The sequence below is a fragment of the Thalassospira profundimaris genome (assembly GCF_003326755.1).
GTDB classification, from domain to species: Bacteria; Pseudomonadota; Alphaproteobacteria; order Rhodospirillales; family Thalassospiraceae; genus Thalassospira; species Thalassospira profundimaris_B.
The window spans coordinates 22767-47249 of the sequence record NZ_JPWH01000008.1 but is presented as its reverse complement, the minus strand read 5'-3'; the positions used below and the strand labels follow the sequence as shown (position 1 = coordinate 47249).

At 54.2% G+C, this 24483-nt stretch carries 23 protein-coding genes; 7 read left to right on the top strand and 16 right to left on the bottom strand.

The window, feature by feature from the left end:
• Nucleotides 1-14 precede the first annotated feature (14 nt).
• Nucleotides 15-758, top strand: coding sequence for a DUF4336 domain-containing protein (locus TH25_RS10935; protein WP_114088461.1), 744 nt, complete (start codon nt 15-17; stop codon nt 756-758).
• Between the two features lie 88 nt (nt 759-846).
• Here TH25_RS10935 and TH25_RS10930 read toward each other — a convergent pair whose 3' ends face one another.
• The 4 genes from TH25_RS10930 to TH25_RS10915 form a co-directional block, all read right to left on the bottom strand.
• The gene (locus TH25_RS10930; RefSeq protein WP_114088460.1) at nt 847-1689 is read right to left on the bottom strand and encodes a 5'-nucleotidase, lipoprotein e(P4) family; all 843 of its coding nucleotides are present in this window, start codon (nt 1687-1689) and stop codon (nt 847-849) included.
• Between the two features lie 219 nt (nt 1690-1908).
• Entirely contained in the window at nt 1909-2226 is a 318-nt protein-coding gene (locus tag TH25_RS10925) for an acylphosphatase (protein ID WP_114088459.1), read from the bottom strand.
• 104 nt (nt 2227-2330) lie between these two features.
• Nucleotides 2331-2714, bottom strand: coding sequence for a DUF1244 domain-containing protein (locus tag TH25_RS10920; RefSeq protein ID WP_114088458.1), 384 nt, complete (start codon nt 2712-2714; stop codon nt 2331-2333).
• Entirely contained in the window at nt 2707-3441 is a 735-nt protein-coding gene (locus TH25_RS10915; protein ID WP_114088457.1) for an HAD family hydrolase, read from the bottom strand. Before TH25_RS10915 ends, TH25_RS10920 begins: the two co-directional genes overlap by 8 nt.
• Nucleotides 3442-3770: 329 nt before the next feature.
• Here TH25_RS10915 and TH25_RS10910 point away from each other — a divergent pair, with 329 nt between their 5' ends.
• Complete coding sequence (locus tag TH25_RS10910; RefSeq protein ID WP_114088456.1) at nt 3771-4505, top strand: SDR family oxidoreductase; 735 nt, start codon at nt 3771-3773, stop codon at nt 4503-4505.
• Between the two features lie 167 nt (nt 4506-4672).
• Here the strand turns inward: TH25_RS10910 and TH25_RS10905 are convergent, their stop codons facing one another.
• The 5 genes from TH25_RS10905 to TH25_RS10885 form a co-directional block, all read right to left on the bottom strand.
• Nucleotides 4673-6865, bottom strand: coding sequence for a methyl-accepting chemotaxis protein (locus tag TH25_RS10905; protein WP_181847557.1), 2193 nt, complete (start codon nt 6863-6865; stop codon nt 4673-4675).
• Between the two features lie 431 nt (nt 6866-7296).
• Nucleotides 7297-9294, bottom strand: a complete 1998-nt coding sequence (locus tag TH25_RS10900; protein WP_114088455.1) for an acetyl-CoA carboxylase biotin carboxylase subunit — start codon at nt 9292-9294, stop codon at nt 7297-7299.
• Between the two features lie 17 nt (nt 9295-9311).
• Nucleotides 9312-10844 carry an acyl-CoA carboxylase subunit beta gene (locus tag TH25_RS10895; protein WP_114088454.1) on the bottom strand — a complete coding sequence of 511 codons (1533 nt, stop codon included), beginning with the start codon at nt 10842-10844 and terminating at the stop codon, nt 9312-9314.
• Nucleotides 10845-11148: 304 nt separating this feature from the next.
• The gene (locus tag TH25_RS10890; RefSeq protein WP_114088453.1) at nt 11149-13302 is read right to left on the bottom strand and encodes a diguanylate cyclase domain-containing protein; all 2154 of its coding nucleotides are present in this window, start codon (nt 13300-13302) and stop codon (nt 11149-11151) included.
• 339 nt (nt 13303-13641) lie between these two features.
• Nucleotides 13642-14361, bottom strand: a complete 720-nt coding sequence (locus tag TH25_RS10885) for an ATP12 family chaperone protein (RefSeq protein WP_181847555.1) — start codon at nt 14359-14361, stop codon at nt 13642-13644.
• A 266-nt stretch (nt 14362-14627) separates the two neighbouring features.
• Here TH25_RS10885 and TH25_RS10880 point away from each other — a divergent pair, with 266 nt between their 5' ends.
• The 3 genes from TH25_RS10880 to TH25_RS10870 are packed head-to-tail and all read left to right on the top strand — an operon-like array spanning nt 14628 to nt 17276.
• On the top strand, nt 14628-15650 hold the full coding sequence (locus TH25_RS10880; protein WP_114088452.1) for an ABC transporter substrate-binding protein: 1023 nt from the start codon (nt 14628-14630) through the stop codon (nt 15648-15650).
• Between the two features lie 41 nt (nt 15651-15691).
• Nucleotides 15692-16477: an ABC transporter ATP-binding protein gene (locus TH25_RS10875; RefSeq protein WP_114088451.1), complete on the top strand. Its 786-nt coding sequence runs from the start codon at nt 15692-15694 to the stop codon at nt 16475-16477.
• Between the two features lie 28 nt (nt 16478-16505).
• A complete protein-coding gene (locus TH25_RS10870; RefSeq protein WP_114088450.1) occupies nt 16506-17276 on the top strand; it encodes an ABC transporter permease in 771 nt (256 codons plus the stop codon).
• A 70-nt stretch (nt 17277-17346) separates the two neighbouring features.
• On the opposite strand, the gene TH25_RS10865 is transcribed toward TH25_RS10870, so the two are convergent.
• Complete coding sequence (locus TH25_RS10865; protein WP_114088449.1) at nt 17347-18171, bottom strand: dienelactone hydrolase family protein; 825 nt, start codon at nt 18169-18171, stop codon at nt 17347-17349.
• 345 nt (nt 18172-18516) lie between these two features.
• Here TH25_RS10865 and TH25_RS10860 point away from each other — a divergent pair, with 345 nt between their 5' ends.
• Nucleotides 18517-19131, top strand: a complete 615-nt coding sequence (locus TH25_RS10860) for an HAD family hydrolase (protein WP_114088448.1) — start codon at nt 18517-18519, stop codon at nt 19129-19131.
• A gap of 82 nt (nt 19132-19213) precedes the next feature.
• Here the strand turns inward: TH25_RS10860 and TH25_RS10855 are convergent, their stop codons facing one another.
• Together TH25_RS10855 and TH25_RS10850 are read right to left on the bottom strand one after the other, a co-directional pair.
• Nucleotides 19214-19714: an SRPBCC family protein gene (locus TH25_RS10855; protein WP_258549115.1), complete on the bottom strand. Its 501-nt coding sequence runs from the start codon at nt 19712-19714 to the stop codon at nt 19214-19216.
• 15 nt (nt 19715-19729) lie between these two features.
• On the bottom strand, nt 19730-20428 hold the full coding sequence (locus tag TH25_RS10850) for an HAD-IA family hydrolase (protein WP_114088447.1): 699 nt from the start codon (nt 20426-20428) through the stop codon (nt 19730-19732).
• Between the two features lie 257 nt (nt 20429-20685).
• Between TH25_RS10850 and TH25_RS10845 the strand changes: the two genes are divergently transcribed.
• Nucleotides 20686-20943, top strand: a complete 258-nt coding sequence (locus TH25_RS10845; RefSeq protein WP_114088446.1) for a hypothetical protein — start codon at nt 20686-20688, stop codon at nt 20941-20943.
• Nucleotides 20944-21047: 104 nt separating this feature from the next.
• On the opposite strand, the gene TH25_RS10840 is transcribed toward TH25_RS10845, so the two are convergent.
• From TH25_RS10840 to TH25_RS10825, 4 genes are all read right to left on the bottom strand, one after another.
• Nucleotides 21048-22118: an RluA family pseudouridine synthase gene (locus TH25_RS10840; protein ID WP_114088445.1), complete on the bottom strand. Its 1071-nt coding sequence runs from the start codon at nt 22116-22118 to the stop codon at nt 21048-21050.
• Complete coding sequence (gene crcB, locus TH25_RS10835; RefSeq protein ID WP_114088444.1) at nt 22115-22507, bottom strand: fluoride efflux transporter CrcB; 393 nt, start codon at nt 22505-22507, stop codon at nt 22115-22117. The genes TH25_RS10840 and crcB overlap by 4 nt, the downstream gene beginning before the upstream one ends.
• A 270-nt stretch (nt 22508-22777) precedes the next feature.
• Nucleotides 22778-23302 (bottom strand): DUF1499 domain-containing protein, encoded by a 525-nt coding sequence (locus TH25_RS10830; protein ID WP_147253008.1) that lies wholly within the window; start codon nt 23300-23302, stop codon nt 22778-22780.
• Nucleotides 23303-23539: 237 nt separating this feature from the next.
• The gene (locus tag TH25_RS10825) at nt 23540-24433 is read right to left on the bottom strand and encodes a LysR family transcriptional regulator (protein ID WP_181847553.1); all 894 of its coding nucleotides are present in this window, start codon (nt 24431-24433) and stop codon (nt 23540-23542) included.
• Between the last annotated feature and the right edge of the window lie 50 nt (nt 24434-24483).

Below are 24483 nucleotides of genomic sequence, written 5' to 3'. Positions count from 1 at the left end.
TTTACCGGGTAAACATGTTTAAAATTGAAACCTATCAGCCACTGAATGTCTTAAAACCAATCGATGACACTATCTGGCTGGTAGATGGTCCGGTGATCGGTTTTCGCTATATGGGCGTAAGCCTGCCTTTTCCCACCCGAATGACGGTTATTCGCCAGAACAATGGCGATATATGGCTCCATTCACCCGTCAAAATCTCGCCGGAGCTCAAGACCCAAATTGATGCACTGGGGCCGGTGCGATACCTGATTGCTCCCAATACCATTCATTATGCCAGCATCCCGGAATGGATGCAGGCCTACCCGGCAGCAGAAAGTTTTGGCGTGGCAGGCATTGCCAAGCGCGCCAAAGATAACGGAATTAACATTCGCCTTGATCATATATTGGACGATGTCGCCGATCCTGGCTGGGCGGGCGAGATTGACCAGGTGGTGGTCAGTGGCAGTTATTTGACCGAGGCGGTGTTTTTTCACCGGGCATCGCGCACCCTGATTTTGACCGACCTGATCGAAAATTTCGAGGCCCACAAAATCAAAAGCCCGATCTGGCGGTTTCTGGTGCGCCTGTTTGGCACGATGGACCCGCATGGTGCCGCCCCGCGCGACATGCGCGCCACTTTCATGGGGTACAAACCTGCCCTGCGCCGGGCCGTGGACCAGATGATTGCCTGGCAGCCGGAACGCATTATTCTCGCGCATGGCCGCTGGTACGAAAACAACGCCGTTGCCGAACTGAAACGCGCTTTTTCGTGGGTATAAAACAGTCCGGTTTCTATTGCTCTCAATAAACAGGGGGCCGGACAAAATGTCCGCCCCCCTTAAAAGCCGACTTTAAAATCCTGCCTGATTATTTCGGACCGTTCCAGTCATTCAGGGCATCATATTTCATCTGGCGGCGTTCCTCGGGCGAAAGTTTCCAGTTATCGCCAAAAGCGGCCGATTCCCATGATCCATAGGTCGGGTTGGGCAGCATGAACCAGCGTTCGCCCCAATAGGCGGAATATTCGTCCATTTTGGCAAGACGGCCTTTAATATCGCCGCCCATATCATCAACAAAATCGCCAAAGTTATCGCCAAACATCATGATAATACGGTGATCGGCGGCAACGGCTTCGCGACGGGTGCCCTTCTCGGAGGTCCATTCTTTCTTCTCGCCACGCACCATCACATGGTCGGCATCGGCATAGGGGAAACCGTATTTTTTAAGGTTGGCAATGGTGGCGGCTTCTTCCGGGGCCTTGCGGTTGGTCACATAATAAACCGCCACACCTTTTTCCGCTGCGGCCTTGGTCAGTTCCAGCGCACCAGGTATTGGCGTGGAAATTTCGGCATTTACAAATTCTGCCCAGGTTTTGGAGCTGTAGGACGTATCAGCCGTCACCACCCAGGCCTGATAGGCCCCGTTATCCAGCACGGTTTCATCCACATCGAGAATAATCGCCGGGGGCTTGGACATGTAATCATCGCCCTGCTCCAGGGCAGCCGTCCAGCTATGGTCGCCAATCGCGGCACCGAGCAGGCGCTCTGCCCCGGCATAAACCGACCTTGCCGTGGTTTTATATTCAACCGAGGTCTGATACCACAAAGTCGCATTCAGGCCGTCATTCGGTTTTACATCCTGTGCCTGGGCTGCAAAAGAAACCAGAGTGGCAAGTGCGGTGACACCGGCCATTTTCGTCAATGCGTTCATCTTTTCATGCTCCCTGTTATCTGACAGCGGTTGACCGCGCGGTCAGGATCACAGGCAGGATGCCACGTTGTACGCCGTTGAAAACCCTTTTTTTGTCACAAATTAAAGAAAGCCCTGCAACGCACGCCCATAAAACCAATGGAATCGAAAACAAAAACGGCGCGATTATGCAAAACGCGCCGCACCAAAAACTCAGGGTTATGCTGACGATGCCATCGACTAAAGAGTGGAGCGTTTCTCAAAACCGGCAAATTCTTCAACAAGGGGAATCGCCTCTTCGTGCAGGCGGTCCACTCGTGCGGCTTCCGGGCCCTGACGTGCAGCCACCAGCATGGATTGCACCGCCGATGGCACCCCACAAAAGACAGCCTCTACCGTGCCATCCTGACGGTTGCGCACCCAGCCGTTCAAACCGCGTTTCCGCGCCTGTTCCACCGTCCAGGCGCGAAACCAAACGCCCTGAACCCGGCCTTCGATGCGCACCAGAACGGCAATATCGCCATTGCCGGTTTGCGGGTCGGGGTCGGTCTGTGCCATCTCATACCTTCCTTTCTGGTTGCGCCGTTCTGTGCACAGGCAGGCGGGGCCGGTATCAGGCACCATCAATCCTGTCTGGCCCGCCAATTAGTGTGCGTCGCGTATTATTTCGCGCCCGGAATCACTGCATGCAGATGGGCGTTTTCCTTGAACAGGCGCTTTTGTTCTTCGCTGGCCGGGGCCTGATAATTGTCTTTCCAGGCATCATAGGTCATCCCGTAGACGACTTCGCGGGCCTGGTCATAATCCATTGCCACATCATGTTCACGCGCAGCGGCCAGATACCATTTGGCCAGGCAATTGCGGCAAAAACCGGCCAGGTTCATCAGGTCGATATTCTGCACATCCTTGCGGTTTTGCAAATGCCCGACCAAACCGCGAAAGGCCGCTGCTTCCAGTTCCAGCCGGGTCTGGGCATCCAGGTCGGCAGCAACACCATTGCCGGTGGCAGCTTCGTTGCTCAGGGTTGATCCGGCACAATCAGACATTTTCCATCCTTTCACGGTCAAGCTCTTTGCTTAACGATGTAATCAGTTCGGGCACCTGCGCAATGTCGGCGGCCTCACAGAACAGATCATTTTCAATTTCGATCTGACCAACCATTTCATGCACCCACGTGATTTCATAGGGAATATGAATGGCAGCCCCCCCGCATTCGAGCACCGGCAAAATATCGGACTTCATCGAATTGCCAATCATCACGGCCTCACAAGGATCCACGCCATAACGCCCGAAAATGTTGCGATAGGTCAGCGGATCCTTTTCCGAAACGATCTCGATACCATCAAACAGCTTTTCCAGCCCGGAGCGTTCGATTTTAAGCTGCTGGGCGATCAAGTCGCCCTTGGTAATCAGGATTATTTTGCAATCGGGCTGTCGGGCGAAATGCTCCAGCACGGTGGTGGCCCCGTCAATCAGCCGGGTGGGTGCGCGCAGCATGGATTTGCCGATTTCAGCAAGCTCGTGAATTTCCGCCGCCGTGATTTGCTTGTCGGAAAGCTCGATGGCAGTTTCAATCATCGACAGGGTAAAGCCGGTAATTCCGTAACCGTAAATCGACAGATTTTCGAGTTCCGCCTTGTAAAGCCGTTCGTCTACGGTCTCGCTGTTACCGTATTTTTCCAGCATGGCACGCAAACGCACATGGGCATCGCGAAATAACGGTTCATTGTGCCAAAGCGTATCATCACCATCAAAGGCAATCAGCTTGAACATTCACACTCTCATATTTCATTATTATTGACCTGCCGCCCTTTTGGGCCGCTTGCGACAGGACGGCCGACCATAAGCCAGAGCAAACGCCCGGTAAAGTCCTGCATTATTTATAGTTAATGCGTTTTAAAGCAGTTACCAGACATCGAAGGCGCCTATTCGTGCGGATCCATCACTTTTGCGCGAAAAGTGGCAATGCGATTGCTTGTGGTTTTGTGCAATCTTTCGGGCAGAGTGTGTATTTTGCACTTCCCGTCTCCGTCTTAGTTTTTGTCAATCAGCTGATCGCAAAAACACACAACCTGATCCCCCGATCATGAACGGAGACTTTGATGTCCGACATTAAAAACAAGGTCGTTGCCATTACCGGTGCAAGCAGCGGAATAGGCGAAGCAACCGCACGCCTGCTGGCGAAAAAAGGTGCCTGCGTTCTTTTGGGTGCGCGGCGCACTGAACGGCTTGAAGCCCTGACGCATGAAATCAATACCAGTGGCGGCAAGGCGGCCTTCGCCAGGCTAGATGTTACCGATGCGCAAAACATGCAGGACTTTGTCGATTACGCGATAGAGCATTTTGACAAACTGGACGTGCTGTTCTCCAACGCCGGGATAATGCCGTTATCCATGCTGTCATCACGCAAAACCGACGAATGGAACCGCATGATTGATGTCAATATTCGCGGTGTTCTCAATGGCATCAATGCCGCCCTGCCATTTTTTGAAAAACAGGGATCGGGGCATTTCATCAATACCGCCTCGATCGGGGCGCATGTGGTGGTGCCAACGGGGGCTGTTTATTGTGCCACCAAATATGCCGTTTGGGCCATTTCCGAAGGGCTGCGCCAGGAATCCCAAACCACACGTGTCACCACCATCTGCCCCGGTGTGGTCGAAACCGAACTGGGCAATGACATTACCGAGGAAACATCAAAAAATGCGCTGAAGGAATTCCGCAAGGCCAGCCTCAGCCCCGATGCCATTGCACGCGGTGTCGCCTACGCCATCGAACAGCCCAAAGACGTGGATGTCAACGAACTGATCATTCGCCCGACCGTCAGCGCGTTCTAAGACCATAATGGCAAAGCCGCCGGGAATGCCCTGGCGGCTTTGCCTTTTTACCCGTCCTGCGCGGACAAAATAAAGCCGACAAATTAAAAAGGTACCTTCGCAAATTGGCGAAGGTACCCAAGCCGATAGAACAGCCCTTCGGGCTTTTGCGCCTCGCTCGCCCCGGCTTAACGCCGGACGGTTTTCAGGAAAATTTCGACCTGATCCATAAGCGAGGTTCCATTTTTGCCAAGCTCGGCTGCGGCTGTTAGCACCTCGTCGGCAGCCCCGCCGGTCTCGCCAGCAGCACGGGTGACATCATCGATGTTGGAGGACACATCTGCCGTGCCCGACGCCGCCTGAGAGATGTTGCGCGAAATTTCCTGTGTCGCCGCCGTTTGCTCCTGAATGGCAGACGCGATACCGGTCGATATGTCATTCACACTGCTAATGGTGTCGGAAATTTCCTTGATCGCAATGGCGGAACTGCCCGTGGCTTCCTGGATGGCCTTGATATGCCCGGCAATCTCGTCGGTGGCACGGGCGGTTTGGGTGGCAAGGGTTTTAACCTCGGAGGCAACAACGGCAAACCCCTTGCCCGCATCCCCCGCGCGGGCCGCCTCGATGGTGGCATTCAGCGCCAGAAGATTGGTTTTACCGGCAATATCATTGATCAGCAAAACAACCTCGTCAATTTTCTGGGCAGCCTCGTTCAACCCGCGCACTTTTGCGTTGGTATCAAGGGCCTGACGCACCGCAGATGCGATAATTTCGGTCGATTCCTCGACACGGGCGCCAATCTCGATAAAGGATGCCGAAAGTTCCTCGGTGGCGGAGGCAACGGTTTGCACATTTTTGGCCGTTTGTTCCGAGGCAGCCGCCACAACCACTGCCCGTTCGCTGGTGGTATTGGCCGTTTGCGACATGGACTTTGCCGTTGCCTGCAATTCCGTTGCCGCCATTGTCACGCCAGATACCAGCCCGCCAACCGATGATTCAAATTCGTCGGCCATTGAATTGAGGGCTTTGCGTCGATCTTCCTCGGCACGGGCCTGGTCCTCGGCACGCTGGGCAATATTGCGCTTTAAATCCTCCAGCATTTTGCCCAATGCCTGGGCCAGCACACCAACTTCGTCCTGTTGATCAATATGCAGGGTTTGGTCAAAATCATTGCGCGCAATGCCATTGGCAAAATCGGCACACTGGCGAATGGGCCGTGCGATCGAACGTGCCGCCAGCACAATCAGGATAATCGCGATTGCCGCAATGACCAGCCCCACAACAACAGACCAGAAAATGCTGTCGGATGTCCGCGAACTGATGGCATTTTCCAGGTCGTTGACAGTGGCCTGGACCACTTCACGCGGCACCGAAATCAGAATCGACCACGGCCGCTGGTTCGCCCCCGTCTCGATCGGGGCGAAAACTTCAATATCGGGGGAATTGGCATCGTCACGGATCAAGGCTTTACCCGCCTCGATCGCCTCAAAACCCGAATGCCAGCGATTATTGACCGTTGCAGTATCCTGGCCAATGGTTTGTGCATTGCCGCTATTGGCGATAATCAGGCCATTATTGCCCATGATAACCACATCGCCCTGACCTTCATAGAGCGACTGTTGCACCGATACGGCAAGTTTCTGAACAAATTCCAGATCATAGTCGGCACCGGCAACACCGGCAAATTTGCCATCGACCATCACCGGAACCGACATGGTGGCCAAAAACACCGATTTTCCCTGAACGATATAAGGCAACGGCCCGAGAATGTTTTCCTTGCCGGTGCGCGACGGGGAAATATACCAGTCGCCCTTTATCAGCCCGTTGGGGTGTTTTGCGCTGCTGTCATATTCCACCAGTGGCTGAATGGCGATGTCGCCACTGGCATTGCGGGTCCAGTAAGGTAGAAAACGGCCCGTGTCATCGGATCCCATATTCCGATTGCCCTTAAAAGCCGCATCATTACCGTCCAGTGCATTGGGTTCCCAGGCGGAATAGGTCCCGTTAAAGGCTTTGTTGTCTTCAAGAACACGTTCCAGAACCGCGTTGAACTGGCGACGCCGATCTGCTGGCGGTGTCCCAGCGGCTTTATCATCGGCCAGAACCGAAAAAGCCTGTGCCAGATTGCGTGCCGCATCAAACGCGGTATCGAGTTCCTCCTCGATTTTCTTTGCTTCAAACTGTGCCCGGTTTAACAGCGTTTCCTTAACCTGCGCATCGACAATTCCCATCACTTCCGACGTGATATAATCGTTGCTGATCCGGGTTGAGACAAGATTGTACCCGACAAGAGCAGCAATGGTCGCGATAAGGCACGCCCCGGAGACCATAGCAATCTTGAGTTGAATTGTTTTTATACGCGACAAAGAAAATAATGACATCGGCTTTCCCTTCCACTGCACCCGACCACGGATAAACCCAAACCTTCGTATGGTAAATATATACCATAGGAGGGGTTTACGTTGACTTGTGTCAAGTGTGGGGCGAAAATGCCTGCATCAAAAACACGCTACCCGGAAATCACCGATTACAGCCATAATTTAACAATCCCTAAAACAAACAAAGTACGATTATGTTAACAATGGATTTTTTCACAATCAGCCTGAGGTGTTGCTAAAAATTGGAACCAGGATGAAACATACTAAAGTATAATTAAAATTTTCACTGATTTCCTCTCTGGAAAACGTGCACAAAGCCCAATTCAAGATTGAAAAAAGGTCGGCAGTCACATTGACCACCGACCCGTCATATCGAGCATCATGCTTCGGCAAAACTGCCGTATTTTGAATTTATGCCATGCCTGCCCTGTCGATCAGTCCTTTTCAAACTCGATGATAATCGCGTCAACCGACAGGTTCGCCCCCTGCCTGGCATGGATGGTTTTGACAACCCCCTTGCTTTCGGCTTTCAGAACGTTTTCCATTTTCATGGCTTCAAGGATACACAATTCCTGACCGGGCTGGACGGTTTGACCTTCCTCGACCGAGACCTTGACCAAAAGGCCCGGCATCGGGGAAAGCAGGAAGTTGGACATGTCAGGCGGGGCCTTGAACGGCATCAGTTTTTGCAGTTCGGCAATGCGCGGGCGCAAAACCTTGATGGTTTTTTGTACGCCATTGGTGGCAAGACGATAGCCAGTGCCATCCACATCGACCTGCACACATAGCGGCACACCGTCAATTTCGCCATGAAACAGGCTGTCGCCAATTTTCCAGTCCGACACGATACCAAAGCTGCGATCGCCGATGGCGACAATGTAATCACCGTTAACGCCATCCACTTCAATATCAAACGGCGTGTGATCATCACCGGTGACAGCCACCCAGCTTTCATGCACCGGGGCGGCATTTTCACGGTACTGGCCGCTAATGCCGCCATTGCGTTCCGCCATGCGCTGATTGATATAGGCCGCCACCGTGATCAGGGTTTGCGGGTCATCATTGGGCAGGTCATCGGCCGAGAACCCATGCGGGTATTCTTCGGCAATGAAGTTGGTGGTGATATTGCCATCCTGAAAGCGTTTATTGGCCATAACGGCTGCCAGGAACGGAATATTGTGCGAAATGCCGCGGATGAAATAGGCATCCAGTGCGCTTCGCATATGATGAATGGCCTCTTCCCGGTCGGCACCATAGCTAACCAGCTTTGCCACCATCGGGTCATAAAACATGGAAATTTCACCGCCCTCGAACACGCCGGTATCCACACGGACATTATCGGTTTCCACAGGCGGCTGGTAATGGACAAGGCGGCCGGTGGAGGGCAGAAATTCGCGGAACGGGTCCTCGGCATAGATGCGGGTTTCCATCGCCCAGCCGGTCAGGGTGACGTCATCCTGATGCAGGGTCAGTTCCTCGCCATAGGCAATGCGGATCATCCATTCCACCAGGTCCTGCTTGGTGACAAGCTCCGTCACCGGATGTTCGACCTGCAGGCGGGTATTCATTTCAAGGAAATAGAAATTCTTGTTTTTATCAACAATGAATTCCACCGTCCCGGCGGAGCAATATTCCACCGCACGCGCCAGTGCGACGGCCTGTTCACCCATAGCCTTGCGGGTTTCAGGGTCAATAAAGGAAGACGGGGCTTCTTCCACCACCTTTTGATGGCGACGCTGGATGGAGCATTCGCGTTCGCCAAGGTAAATGGCATTGCCGTGTTTATCGGCCAGCACCTGAATTTCAATATGGCGCGGCTGTTCGACGAACTTTTCGATAAAAACGCGATCATCGCCAAAGCTGGATGCAGCTTCGGAGGTTGCACGCTCAAACCCCTCGCGGCATTCGGCATCATTATGCGCAATACGCATGCCCTTGCCACCACCGCCTGCCGATGCCTTGAGCATTACCGGATAACCGACCTCATTGGCGATTTTGATCGCTTCGTCGGTATCCTTGATCACGCCCATATAGCCCGGCACGGTGGACACCCCGGCATCCGCCGCGATTTTTTTCGAGGTGATTTTATCGCCCATGGCGGCAATCGCGCCGGTTGGCGGGCCGATAAATTCAATTTCCGCCTCGGCCAGGGCCTTGGCAAAGTTCTGGTTTTCCGACAGGAAACCATAACCGGGATGCACGGCCTGGGCCCCGGTTTGTTTGCAGGCCGCGATGATTTTATCAATCAGCAGATAGGACTGGTTGGACGGTGCCGCCCCAATATGCACGGCTTCATCGGCCATTTGCACATGCAGGGCGTTTTTATCGGCATCCGAATAAACCGCCACAGTGGCGATGCCCATTTTGCGGGCGGATTTAATGACACGGCAGGCAATTTCGCCGCGGTTGGCAATCAGGATTTTTTTGAACATTTCTGGGTGCTCCGGGCTTATAACGGGATATTGCCGTGTTTTTTGGCAGGGTTCTTGACGTCCTTGTTGCGCAGCATCGCAAGCGACTTGCACACCCGGCGCCGTGTACCATGCGGCATAATGACATCATCGATAAAGCCCTTGCGCCCCGCAACAAACGGGTTGGCAAATTTCTGGCGGTATTCTTCGGTGCGGGCCTCGATTTTCGCGGGGTCGTTCATATCGGCCCGGAAAATGATTTCCACCGCCCCTTTTGGCCCCATCACCGCAATTTCGGCACTGGGCCAGGCATAGTTGACATCACCACGCAGATGTTTGGACGCCATCACGTCATAGGCCCCGCCATAAGCCTTGCGGGTAATCACCGTCACCTTGGGCACTGTTGCCTCGGCATAGGCATAAAGCAGCTTGGCACCGTGTTTGATGATGCCGCCCAGTTCCTGTGCCGTGCCCGGCATAAAGCCCGGCACATCAACAAAGGTGACGATGGGAATGTTATAGGCATCACAGAAACGCACAAAGCGTGCCGCCTTTTTGGAGCTGGCAATATCCAGACAGCCCGCCAGAACCATCGGCTGGTTGGCAACAATGCCCACCGCGCGGCCATCCATGCGGGCCATGCCGATAATGATGTTTTTGGCGTAATCGGGCTGGATTTCGTAAAAGTCGCCTTCATCGACGGTTTTAAGGATCAGCTCCTTCATGTCGTAAGGCATGTTGGGGTTTTCGGGCACCAGGGTATCAAGCGAATAATCATCGCGATCCACCGGGTCCTCGCATGTGCGCGCAGGCGGCTGTTCCTTGTTCGATAACGGCAGGAAATCGATGAAACGGCGGGTTTGCAGCAGCAAATCGACATCGTTTTCAAAGGCCAGATCCGCCACGCCGGAAACGGCGGTGTGCGTCATCGCCCCGCCCAGTTCCTCGTGGGTAACTTCCTCGTGGGTAACGGTTTTCACCACATCCGGCCCGGTCACGAACATATAGGAGCTGTCCTTGACCATGAAAATAAAGTCCGTCATGGCCGGGCTGTACACCGCCCCGCCCGCACACGGCCCCATGATCAGCGAAATTTGCGGGATCACACCCGATGCCTCGACATTGCGTTGAAACACATCGGCATAGCCCGCCAGGCTTTCGACACCTTCCTGAATACGCGCCCCGCCGGAATCATTGAGGCCGATCACAGGCGCGCCAACCTTCATCGCCTGATCCATGATTTTGCAAATCTTGCGGGCATGCGCGCCAGAAAGCGCACCACCAAACACCGTGAAATCCTGGCTGAAGACAAAAACCAGACGGCCATTGATTGTGCCATGACCGGTTACAACACCATCCCCGGGAATGCGGTTTTCGGTCATGCCGAAATCAACGCAATCATGTTCGACAAACATGTCCCATTCCTCGAAACTGCCTTCGTCAAGCAGCACATCAAGGCGTTCGCGCGCGGTAAGTTTGCCTTTGGCGTGCTGTTTGTCGATGCGCGTCTGCCCGCCGCCCATTGCGGCATCGGCGCGCATTTCTTCGAGTCTGGTGATGATTTCCTGCATGCTGGCTGATCCTTGTCTGTGGCCCGGCCCAAATAAAAATTGCACCCCGACGGTATGGGGTCAAAAGTGAAATACCATTATTCGGTACTGGAATGCCAATTATTTTTACACGGCTGTTTTGAATACCGCAACCGGGCAAATGCCTGAATTCCCTAACGTCACAGGAAATACCAGATTCAATAGAACTAAAGTCTTGGATATGCCGTGCCGAAGCCACCCTCCCGCCACGGCAAAAAACAGGTCTGCCACCACCTTCACCGCCCAAACCGTTTATTGCGCCAAACGGGTTTGGCTATCGGTCAGGCTAATCAACCTCACGGACCTTACAAACCCGAAAAGTGTTGCGGCCGGCTTCTTTCGCCTGATAAAGGGCGCGATCCGCACATTGATAGAGCGTTTTGGGCAAGACCGCCTCGCACCCGGCACTGATGCCGATACTGACTCCCACCCGGATCTCCTGTCCCTCAACCTTTATGGGGCGGGCTGTTTCCTCAATCACACGCATGGCAGCTTTTTGGGCGATGGCGACATCTTCCACATTGGTCAGTAACACGGCAAATTCATCGCCGCCCAGACGGGCAATAAAATCACTTTCGCGAAACTGTTTTCTAATGCGCTCGGCCACATTCACCAACAGCGCATCCCCCGCCGGGTGCCCGAAGGTATCATTGACCATTTTGAACTGATCAATATCGAACAACAGCAAAATAACGTGCCGCCCACCCGCCCTGCATTGGGCAATGGCAGTTGATAGATATTCTTCAAACCTGCGGCGATTGGCTAGACCGGTCAAAGGGTCGGACAGGGCCATATGGCGCATCCGCTGCTCAAGCTCCTTGGACAGGGTAACGTCACTATGCGTGCCCGACAGGCGCAACGGTTTTCCGTCATCAGACCATTCAAACACCTTGCCCCGGTCCAGCACCCAGACCCAGCCCCCATTTTTGTGTTTTATGCGATATTCGCAGTCAAAATGATCGGTTTCATGATCGAAGTGACGGTTCAGCAGAGCATGAATTTTGTCAAGATCGTCGCGATGGCAAAGGCTGGTCCACTGGTCCACGCCAAAGGGCGTCAACTCTTCAAGCCTATACCCCCCGATTTCGGCCCACCGTTCATTCACCCGGATTTCACCGGTTCGGATGTTCCATTCCCAGGTTCCGGCATTGGTGGCACGAACGATTTCATCCAGGCGCTGGCGCTCAAGCTGAAGCTGCCGGTTGGCCTTGATCAGACGGCGTTCATATTCGTTACGCTCGGTCACATCAAAAACAATGGAATTGATATATTCCCGACCATTTAAAACAATTCGCCCCGCATGAACCCGCACATCGCGGATCACGCCACTCGCCAAGCGGTGCCGGAACGAATAACTTTCCGCCCCCTTGCGAACAATCTCGCGCACTGACTTGGCAACGGCATCCCCCTCGGAAACATTGATCTGCGCAATCACCATGCCGCACAAATCAACATGATCATAACCATAAAAATCACACGCCGCCCTATTGGCATCAACAATACGGCCCGTTCGCGGATCAATCAGCAATTTGACCGCCGGGCTGTGATCAAACATCTGGCGATAAAGGCTTTCACGTTCGGCGATCGCGCTTTCGGCATTTTTCAGATCGCTGACATTGGCAAAGGAAACCACTGCGCCGTCGGACTGGCCCGTATCAGGGGCAAACAATGGCTGGACATTCAGGCGCAGCCAAATCCGCGTATCATCCCCCCGCTTAACCCCCATAACAACACCGGATACCGGTTCACCCCCGCGCAAGGCACGCACGGCTGGAAAATCATCGGGCTTAAGGGGCTGCCCGTATTGATCAACAGCCTGCCACCGATTATCGGCCGCCTCCAGGCCGAAAAGCTGTTCCGCATTTAACCCCAGCATTTTTTGCGCGGCCACATTGCTATGCACGACTTTACCACGCGCATCATACACCATCACCCCATCGGGAATGGTTTCAAGCAAATGCCGTGACCGCCGATTGCTCTCCTGAAGAACGCCAGAGATTTTACGATAGATTGAAGGATTACGCAGTGTTCCAACAATGACGCCACCACCATTTTGCGCAACCGGCACCTTCATGGCCTGATCAATCACATCAAGCCATTCCCCATTTTCATGCTGAATGCGAAAACGCTGGGTTAGCGTTTTTCCCCACAACTCTGCCGGAAGGGTGGCAAGCGATGTCAGATTGCCAATGTCGTCAGGGTGAACCAGTGGCATCCACCAGTCTGCGGCAGGTGCGATGAAATCGGATATATCATATCCCAGCATTTGCGTGAAATTGGAACTGAAACGACTGTTTTCCGGGCAGGCAAGATCAATGAAATAAAGCAGGCTGTCGGCAGGCGGGATATTCTCGTCACAAGGCGCATTCGCTACCGTCAAACCTTTCAGAAGGTTGCGGACGTCTTCCAGATGTCTGCCTGTCTTGCTATCAGTTTTCATACACTGCCTCCGCTTCACCCGCACCCCGCGCAGATCACGATCACCCGCGCCGATTGCCGGGAAGGCACTAATGACTTTTCTAATATAACAAACATTCTAATACGTAAGTATATAATGTTTGCAAATTAAATCTGCAATTGAGACAGAAAAATGAAGAAAAAACCGCATCCGCATGAGATTTCTCACCTTTTCTGGTGAAAACCGCACCGATGGTCGCTGCTGGCAGAATACGGGATATAACAGCCAAAATAAAACGGGCCCCTTCGCTGGAAAGAAGCCCGTCTGTCAGTTCAAATGGAAAGGCGGCTGGCAAACAGAGGCAGCGAGGCGGGAAACCGGTCAGTCCCTGCGCAGCAGTGCCAAAAACTCGCCAGCAGCCAGAAGCTCGTTGCGCAGTCGTTCCCGGCGCGCGGTTGCCTCGGCATCCTCGCCCCAATTTTCGATGGCATAACTTTCATCGATCTGGGAAATATCAAAGGCCGCTTGCGCATCCAGGCGCCCCTGAAAAACAGCAAGGCCAATCACAACCGATCCCGAAACCGTAATCAGCGTATGCAGGGCGGCCAATTGATGGTCATCAAGCGGTTCGATCACATCCTGAATGGCCAGAAGGGCTGCATCTTCCTGCACGACAGGCATCACACCCTGTGTGACCTTAAGCGCGATTGAAAGTTCGCTGGCAGCCCAGTCCAGCAAAGGCTGCCACTGTTCGTTCTGCCGGGCGACCAGATCATCGGGATATTGCGCCCGATAACACAATAAATCACTGCGGCCATACCCTGTCAGTTCGGCAATGACGGCAGCACGATTGGGGGCAACGCGGTCAATCGCGGTTGCGGCAAGCTGCATATGCGGCATGGTTGCCGGAACAATATGCTCGCCCTGCGCATCCCATTCGGCGGCAATTTTTTCGGCAAGGGATTGAACCGGCAACAAAAACTCGGCCTTGGCCGGGGTTTTAACCGCCCGCCCGTCCAGATGCACGCGCCAGCCTGCCCCGCTTTGATCGGGGACTGCCGCCACGTTTTTATAAAACCGTTTGATCGATGAATTTACCATAAAGGCGATATGCCCAAATCCGTCAAAAGACGCAAGGGCTTTGATGCCAAAAGCGGCACTGACCGCTTATTGCTTAAAAATATGCACATTTTTTATACATAAAAATCCACCGCTTATATTTTAGACACTCCAGGACACCCCACAAACCCGCCGCAGGCAAAGAAGGCAGAAAAATGGCACGAGGCTTGCTGGTACCCAGCGGGTTTCTGGGCTTGAGGCAATGAAACATATCGCGCAAACGCGATGCAATCGGGAGATTTCGACAGATGGGTAAATTGGGTTTACGGATCGCGGCCATCGCTCTTGGGGCCGCCGCAATGGTTGCTGGCCATGCGGCCAAGGCGGAGACACCAGTCAAATTCTCGCTCGACTGGAAATTTGAAGGCCATACCGCCCCCTATATTCTGGCCAAGAAAAAGGGGTATTTTGCCGACGAAGGGCTGGATGTCACGATTGATTCAGGTAATGGGTCGGTGGGCGCGATCACACGGGTCGCCAGCGGGGCCTATGACATTTCCCTCGCCGACATCAATTCGCTGGTCGAATTCAATGCCTCCCATCCCGACCAGGCCATGAAGTCCGTTTTCATGGTCTATGACCGTCCGCCCTTTTCGCTGTTCATGCTGAAAAAAAGCGGCATCACCAAACCCGAAGACCTAAAAGGCAAAACGCTTGGCGCACCGGTTTTTGATGCCTCGCGCAAGCTGTTTCCGGCCTTTGCCAAAGCAACCGGTCTGTCACTTGATGACGTAACATGGAAAAGCATGGATCCGCCCCTGCGTGAACCAATGCTGGTGCGCGGCGATGTCGATGCCATTTCCGGCCACTATTTCACCTCGGTTCTGAACCTTGAAAACCAGGGCGTAAAAAGAGAGGACATGGTTGTCTTCAAATATGCCGATTATGGCCTGGATTTTTATGGCAACGGCATTCTGGCATCCAGGGACATGATGGAAAATCATGGCGACCAGTTGCGCGGTTTCCTGCGTGCGCTGGTCAAGGGCTGGCGCGACGCCATTGCCAACCCGGATGAAGCGATTGCCGCCCTGAAAGAAGTGGACCCGCTGATCGATACCGACCTTGAAACCAAACGCCTGAACATGGTGATCGAGGATAACGTCATTACCGACGAAGTGCTGGCACATGGCATGGGCCCGATTTCAAATGATCGCATGGCAAAGGCCATCGAACAGGTCAGCCTGGCCTTTGGCCTGCAAAACCCGCCCGAGGTTGCCGATATTTTCACCAGCATTTACATGCCCGGCGAAGCGGACCGCAAAATAAAATAACAACGACGCCAGACAACGGAACAGGCAGGGAGAATAAGGCTGTGTCGAGCAGTTTTGTCGAATTAAACAATGTCACGCTGCGTTATAGCGAGGGGGATGACCTGGCACTTGACACAACGGACATGAAGATCCGCAAGGGTGAATTCATTGCCGTTGTCGGCCCTTCCGGATGCGGCAAATCCTCCCTGCTGAAACTGGTATCCGGGTTGATGCCACCCAGCAATGGCACAGTGATTGTCGATGCCAAGGAAGTCGCCGGACCGTTAAAAATTGTCGGCATGGCCTTTCAAAACCCCACCCTGCTGCCGTGGCGGACAACACTGGATAACGTGTTGCTGCCCCTGGAAATTGTGAAACCGCATCGCAACCGCCTGCGCAAACACAAACAGGAATATATCGAACGCGCCAGAGACCTTTTGGCAACGGTCGGCCTCGCCGGGCACGAAAACAAATACCCGTGGGAGCTTTCGGGCGGGATGCAGCAACGTGCATCGCTTTGTCGCGCCCTGATCCACGAGCCCGATCTTCTGATGCTTGACGAGCCCTTTGGCGCGCTGGATGCGTTTACCCGCGAGGAATTGTGGGACATTCTGCAAAACCTTTGGCTGAAACGGCCCTTTACCGTCATTCTGGTCACGCATGATCTGCGCGAGGCGGCCTATCTCGCCGATACGGTTTATGTGATGTCCAAGCGGCCGGGCAAAATACTGGTGGCACGTGACAACACCCTGCCCCGCCCGCGTGATCAGGAAACCACCTTTACCCAACCCTTTACCGATCTGGTCCATGAATTGCGCAGCCACATCCGCGATGTGCGGGCAGCCTGAAGCGATTTGAGGCGAAAGGACCGATAAAATGACCAAACGCTCCCTTCAAAGCCGGGCAACACCTTGGATCAGCGCGATTGTTCTTTTCCTGTTATGGGAAGGCATTGTGCGGCTGTTTCATATCCCGGATTATGTTTTGCCCACACCATCCGCCAGCCTTGAAGCTGCCTGGAAATTCCGCAGTGCGATCTGGATGCACGCGGCACAAACGCTTTATACAACCCTGTTTGGCTTTGCCATTGCCGTTGTTTTTGGCGTTTTTCTGGGCGCGCTGGTGGGCTCCAGCCGGGCAATTTACAATGCCGCCAATCCGCTTTTGGTAGGGTTCAATTCCGTGCCCAAGGTCGCCCTGGTGCCCGTACTGGTCATGTGGTTTGGCATTGGCACGGTGCCTGCCGTGATTACCGCCTTCATCATTTCGTTTTTTCCGATTGTGGTCAATGTGGCCACCGGCCTTGCCACGCTGGAGCCCGAATTACGCGATGTACTGCGATCCCTGGGGGCGACACGCACCGATATTCTGGTCAAGGTCGGCTTTCCCCGGGCGCTGCCCTATTTCTTTGCCTCCCTTAAGGTTGCCATCACGCTGGCCTTTGTCGGCTCCGTCATTTCCGAAACCGTGGCCTCCAATGTCGGGGTTGGCTATTTGATGCTGTCGGCCTCGTCAAAATTCAACATGCCGCTGGTTTTTGCCGGGCTTTTGGTGATCGCGGCGATGGGCATCATCATGTATGAGTTTTTCAACATTGTGGAACGCCGTTCGACCCGCTGGGCCAACCGCGCCAATCCCACCGGCTGATGATGCCTCCATACCAATCAAAAAGGGCCTGCACCAAAACCGTGCAGGCCCAAATTCCTTTCACCTTTGCTCAGGCAAGGTGTTCCTTGAAAAAACCAAGGGTCCGTTCCCAGGCCAGTTTTGCATCTGCCGCGTCATAACGCCCGCCCGTCGGGTTGGCAAAGGCGTGGTTGGCCTCGTACCAGAAAATCTGGTAATCGGTTTTGCCAGCCGCCTTCAGCGATTTTTCAAACCCGTCCACCATCGCCTTGTTGATGTTCTGATCCAGGGTGCCAAAATGCCCCATCACGGGTGCCTTCAGGGTTGCCAATTGCTCAGGTGTTTTCGCAACATTGCCATAATAAATCACACAGGCATCAACATTGGTGGCAAGGGCCGTATTGAGCGACCAGCCGCCGCCAAAACACCAGCCCACAACGCCCACCTTGCCGGTACAATCCTTGTGATCCTTCAGATAGGCAACCGATGCCTTAAGCTTTGACGTTGCCGCCACCGGATCCACCTCTGACATCAGCGATTTTGCCCCGGCCGGTGTGGTGGCAGCAGGTTTGCCATATAAATCAACCGCCAGCGCGATAAAGCCCTGGTTGGCATATTCCGCTGCCGTGGCGCGGATCTGGTCATTCAGGCCCCACCATTCATGGATCAGCAAAACAGCCGGTGCAGGCAATGTGGCGGGCAAAATCACCTCGGCAATCATTGTTTCGCCGGTTGGGGCGGTGATTGTCACCTTTTTCAGGGTTTCGGCGGCGGCATGGGCCAAAATCGGATCGGCCAGAACCACGGCCAGCGGCAAAACCGCCAAACCTTTCAAAAACAGGCGCCGTTCCTGATCCGTTGCCTTGGGCGGCGGCCCCAAATGATCGTTTGATCCACATCCGTCCAGTGTGCACATCCTCGCCTCCTGATTTTCCGATTTTTACATTAAAGGGCGATGGTGGCAAAATGCCACCCGGCCTGATTACAACCTGCCCGGTAAATTTACCTTCAGGTAAAATCCTTTACGAGCCTTCGCCAAATGGCAAGTCAAACTCCTGTCATAGAGCACTCGTCCGGCAGGACATCACACGATAACCTTTTGAAAAAAATGGAATCATGCGAAAAACACATTCACAAGAGCACAATGGGGATGTGAACATTTTCACCCACGCCGTCACAATGCGCCGTCAAAATAATGATACGAAGGCGGCAAACATGCCCCGTCACGAACTGGCAACTGTAAAACCAAAAGCAGGAAAAAATGCAGGAAATAGAAACCGTACTGTTTGATCTGGGTGGCGTGCTGGTAGATTGGGACCCGCGCCACCTGTATCGCAAGATTTTTAGCGATACCGCCGAAATGGAATATTTCCTGAGCGAAGTCTGCCATCCGCACTGGAATTTCCTGCATGACAAAGCGGCCCTGGAATTTGAAACCTCCATTCCCGAGCAACAGCACCGCCACCCGGAATATCACGATGCAATTGCCGCGTGGCGGGACCGCTGGCCGGAAATGCTGGCGGGGTCCATTATTGGCACCGAACGGCTGCTTGAGGAATTGAAACGCAAAAACACCGTGCGCCTTTTTGCGCTGACCAACTGGTCGCATCAGACATGGCCCCATGCCCTGGAGAAATTTGCATTCCTGAAAAATTTTGAGGGCATCCTGGTTTCCGGGCAGGAAAAGCTGGCGAAACCCGACCCGCGCATTTTCGAGCTCACCGCCAATCGCTTTGGCCTTGATCCCAAAACCACGCTGTTTATTGATGATTCCGAAAAGAACATCCAGCAGGCCCGTGAAATGGGCTTTGCCACCCACTGGTTCCGCGACCCGATCCGCCTGCGCAAGGATTTGACGGAACGTGGCGTGCTGTAAGACACCTTTCTGATCACAACTGAAAACAGGCCGGTGGATGCCATGCCACCGGCCTGTTGCAAAAAATAATGGGATTTGTCGGTTATTTATTGCTCTGGCGTAAATAGGTGGCAAAGACCTCGCCAAAAACCTGCTGCCAGCCGGTGACATAGCCATCGCGCACGGCAGTGGCGATTTCGCCCAGATTTTCCCATTCCCAGTGCACCAGCTTGATCACGCAATGACCAAAGGCATTTTGATCAAAGCTGACACTGACCCGGGTATAATCACCCGAATCCCACCCCGGATGCCAGGTGAAAGCCACCTGCTCACCAGGCAGCCAGATTTCGATTTTGCCCCAGATTTGCGGTTCGCGCCCGCGCGCGGTCTCGATAATCTCGCCGCCCAGTCCGGGTTGCATGCGAATGCCGGTACATTCCTCGCGGGCAATTGTGTGCGTTGCACGCGGCCACCATTCGCCAAAACCTTCGGTAAAGGCAATAAAGGCCGCATCCGGATCACGCGGGACCGTAATTTCAACGGTTACAGGGTCCAAAAGGGTCATGTCGCGCCCGTTATCAGGGATCAAATCTTCATCAGTCATACAGTTATCAGTGCCTCAGGCCGGGTGTCGGGCAGTGTGCCACAACCCATCGAGCACATCGGGCAGTTGATCAAAATGATCAATCACGGCATGTGCCCCGGCTTTTTCCAGTGTTTCACGTTCATGATATCCCCAGGCCACACCAATTGACAGCATCCCCGCTGCCCGGCCCATTTCAATATCAAATGTGGTATCACCAATCATCGCGCAGTTGCGCGGGTCTGTGCCGGTTTCGCTCATCGCGGCTTCCAGCATCGAAGGATGTGGCTTTGACGGGTGATTATCGCAAGTCTGAAGCGTCACAAAACGACGCGAAAGGTTATTGCGTTCCAGCACCGCATCCAGGCCCCGCCGTGCCTTGCCGGTTGCCACCCCGGACAGCCAGCCGCGCTGGTCCAGGGTTTCAATAACCTCAAGAACACCCGGAAACAGGGGTTCAAAAAAATCCGGGCTTTGACGCAAGGTAAAAAAGGCGGACTTGTAACTGTTGGTCACAGCGTCGATCAGGGAGGCGTCCAACACCGCAGGCCGGGCCAGCCGGGCAATGGCTTCGGGCAGGCTCAGGCCGATAATGGTCCGCGTCTTTTCCAGCCCGGGACAGTCCAGGCCATGTTCGGCAAAGGCATGATCCATGCAATGGGCAATGGCGTGCTGGCTGTCTACCAGCGTGCCATCACAATCAAAGATCACAAGTCGCAGCAAATCGGTCGTCATTCAAAAAACCTGTTCATGTGCCGCCATGCCGTTACATGACGCCGGGTCATTACGTTCCTTTTGTCCAGTACAGGTAGCCTGCCTGCCCGCATTGGTCCAGCCAAAAGCGGATTTGACGCCGAGTCTCCGTCCCGGAAGACACGAAAAACGGATGGCCCGGACAAGCCTTTCAACCTAAACGGAAATTTCCTGCACTGTAATTTATCAGAAATATTTAATATACTAGCTTGTGGCCCCCGGAGCGAGGGGAGGAAACCATGTTAACCCTCAAGGACTGCTTTGACTTTAGCGACCTGACCGAAGACGAAATCTGCGCGATTGCCGAATGTGAGCACATTCCGATCATCAGTGCGCTGGAAGAAGGCGAGAGCCTGATTCACAGCAGACATGGACGCCAACAGATTGCCGCCATGCTGCTGAAACGTGCCCGGGAATGCGAATTATCCGGTATGGAGGTTCATGCCAGCCATCTGCGCTGCATTCACAAGGCATTCATTACCCGGTTCGCACCTTAAACCTTTCGGGCCAAGGCACGGATCACGGGTAAACCAAACCCACCGGCAGGGCCGCATGACTGCCCCTGCCGGTGGGCCTGTTTTACCGGCAAACACAAACAGCGTTAGCGCCGGGACGTGGCACGACGCGCCGGTTTCTTTTCTTTTTCCCGGTGAATTTCGGGCGTCAAAAACTTGGTCGGTGTTTTCGCATCGAAATTCAGTGTTTTCAGGCTGTCGGCAAAATGCGGCGGCACCGGGGCCTCGATCACCACACGATGCCCGGTCACAGGATGGGGAAAATCAATGGCACGGGCATGAAGGTGCATTTGATTTGCCAGGCCATCGCGGAACGCTTTGGCCCCGCCATATTTACCATCGCCAATAATCGGGCAGCCTATCGCCTCGGTATGGGCGCGAAGCTGGTGGGTACGCCCGGTCAAGGGTGACAGCGCAAGCCAGGCCGCCTTGTGCCCGGCACGGGCAAGCTGGCGGTAAACCGTTTGCGCGGTTTTGCCCTGCTTTTCGTCGATCACCATTTTTTCGCCGCCCTTGCCACCCTGCTTGGCCAGGGGGGCATCGATCAAACCTTCGCGTTCTGCCGGTGCACCGGCAACCAGCGCCCAATAAAGCTTGCGGGTGGTTTTATCCTTGAACGCGCGCGTCAGCGCCGCCGCCGCCGAGGCCGAACGGGCCAGCAACAACACACCACTGGTATCTTTATCAAGGCGGTGCACCAGTTTGGGCCGTTCCTTGCTATCAAGCTTTAAGGCGTCAAGCATGCCATCAATATGAAGGGCGGTGTTGGTGCCGCCCTGCACGGCCAGTCCTGCCGGTTTGTTGATTGCCAGCACAACTTCGTCATAAAACAGCACGGAATCGCGCAGTGCCTGCAAATCTTCCTCGCTGGCATCCACACGCGACGGGCCGGTTTTCGCCCGCGGTTCGTAATTGCCTTCCTGCCAGGGGGCCTCGCCCCCGCCCGACATCACAGGCACCGGCGGCACACGAATTTCCTGGCCCGGTTCCAGGCGCTGGTTGGCCTTGGCCCGTTTGCCATCCACGCGGATCTGCCCGCCACGCAGAAATTTCTGCACCTGACCAAAGGTAAATTCCGGGCAATTGCGCTTAAACCAGCGATCCAGGCGTGTTTCCGCCTCGTCCGCCTTGACCCGACGCAGGGTAACACCGCTCATTGGAAGGCTCCTCTTACCAATGCCATTGCCCCAAACAGGGCAGAAATGCCGACAAACACCGAAACCGTGACATAAAGGGCCGCCAGCGCAAAATTGCCGCGCTCATATAATGTCGCCACATCCAGGGAAAAGGTCGAAAAGGTCGTAAACGCCCCTAAAAACCCGGTAATGATGATGGCGCGAATTTCCGGCCCGATGGAAAATTTAAGCGCGCCCAGTTCAATCACCAGCCCCATAATGAACGAACCGACAATATTGACAGCAAAGGTTCCCCAAGGGAAACCGTGCCCCATCAGTGAATTCACCCAATCGGAAACAACATAGCGCGACATGGCCCCCAACGCCCCGCCAAGGGCGACACAGGCAAAAATGATCGGTGAAAACTGCATGGCGGGAAGCTAGTCCTTCATTGTTCAAATGTCACATGCGAAAACCGCACGGGCGATACGCGCCTTCGCACGGATCATTTGAAATGAAATTGCCGTCCCGCCCCTGCCCGAATTTTGCCCGGCAGAGCGTACGACATCATAAAATGATCGGCTCCGGAAATAACAGAGGACAGCTTTTCAGGCAATATTGTCGTGCTTGGTCGCGCCTGAATGGGCACTATAGCAAACGCGCAACATTATGATTAAAAATATTTGACGAAAAACCGCCCGTTACTGCCGGATAGACATGCCACGGGTCAATGCGTCAAGCCGGGCAAGCAGCTTTTCCAGGCGCTTTTCATTGGCCCCGAAATCATCACCGCCATAAACCGACCGGCTATAGGCCAAAAGCTGGCTGCTATTGTCTTCAACCGGGGAAGCCTGCAAATCAACCCAGTCAGGAAAGCGAAAAATCGTGCTGCGCACGACAAAGCGAATATGCAGGGTTTCGCCATTACGATAGGTCACCTTACCGCCCATTGTCGGCACCAGTTCCTCGATCCGGCTAAAAAGCTGGGTCGCGCTGACCGGGAAAACCGGGCTTTCGATTTTGCGAATGGCAGGCGGACAATGCCCGCCCCCGCACACCAGATAGAAATTGGGCTGGGTGGGCAATGGCATTTCCGGGGAAAAGCGGGTGACTTCGGGCTCGCCTGCGGGCAGCATCGAGTCCAGCAGCCCGCTAAATCGCACGCCCGCAAATGTCAGGCCTGCAACCGCTACCAGCCACATGATCAGCATCACACACCGTGACACGCATTTCCCCTTATCTATCTTGATCTATCTTAAAACATTCGATGGCACGCCACTCGCTGCCAGACCGCCAACTATATACATAGAATATTAAACGACTGTAATTGCAAATTGGCATAGAAAACGATCCCTAAGGATCACGTCCCCGCCACCCCCCCTGCAAGCGGGGCCGCGCCGAGCGTACAAACAATAACCCCCTGCCAGGTCACATCAGGCAGGGGCTTATTTTTAATCGGTATTTTATCGTTCTGCCAATAGCTTACGCAAGGCATCGGAAAACAGGCGAATGGCATTGCGATTCCCCGATGATGGCAAACTGACCGCCCAGATATCAAAGCGGATATCGGCGTCAAGGTCGATGCAAACAATACCGGTTTGCTGTAGGGAACGGGCGGTGAATTCATCGACAATGGCACAACGTTTCAGGGTTTGTGCCATGGGGGGCACGGCCTCCAGCGAATTGCAGGTTACCGCCCCTGCCATGCCAAGCCCCCGCAGGCGAAGGGCTTCTTCCAGCACGTTGCCAATCGGTCCGCGTGCCGTGGTATCGACCATTGGATAAACAAAAACCTGTTCAAGCGTCACCTGCCGCTTTTGCGCAAGCGGGTTATCACGCGGCACCACCGCCATTAATTTTCCACGCCCCAGCAGCGTAAATTCCTCGTCCCGCACGGGGACACGACCGGCCATAATCCCCAGATCAATCAATCCGGCATGAAGCAATTCCAGTTGATGGGCTGACTTGCTGATATCCACGATCAGACGCAGTTGCGGCATTTTCTGCATCAGGCTGGCACAGGCCTGCGGCACAAAATGGTTCATCAGCAGGCCAATCGACATAACCGATAGCTTGCCACCCACACCTTTTTTAAGGGCTTCGATCCGCCCTTCAAGCTGGCCGATACCATCCTGCAGAAACCGGCTTTCGCTATAAATCGCATCGGCATCTGCTGTTTGCAGGATACGGCCACGTTCAAGGACAAACAATGTCAGACCGGATGCGGCTTCAAAGTCACGCAAATGCTTGCTGACCGTGGGCTGGGAAAGGCCCAGCGCACGGGCAGCGGCACTAATCGAATTCCGCTCGTAAACCTCGCAAAACACCTGCAATCGCTGAAGCGTTATTCCGCGCATGAAGCCCCCCATTGCTGCTTTGGCACCCTTTCATCCATAGCATATTACTA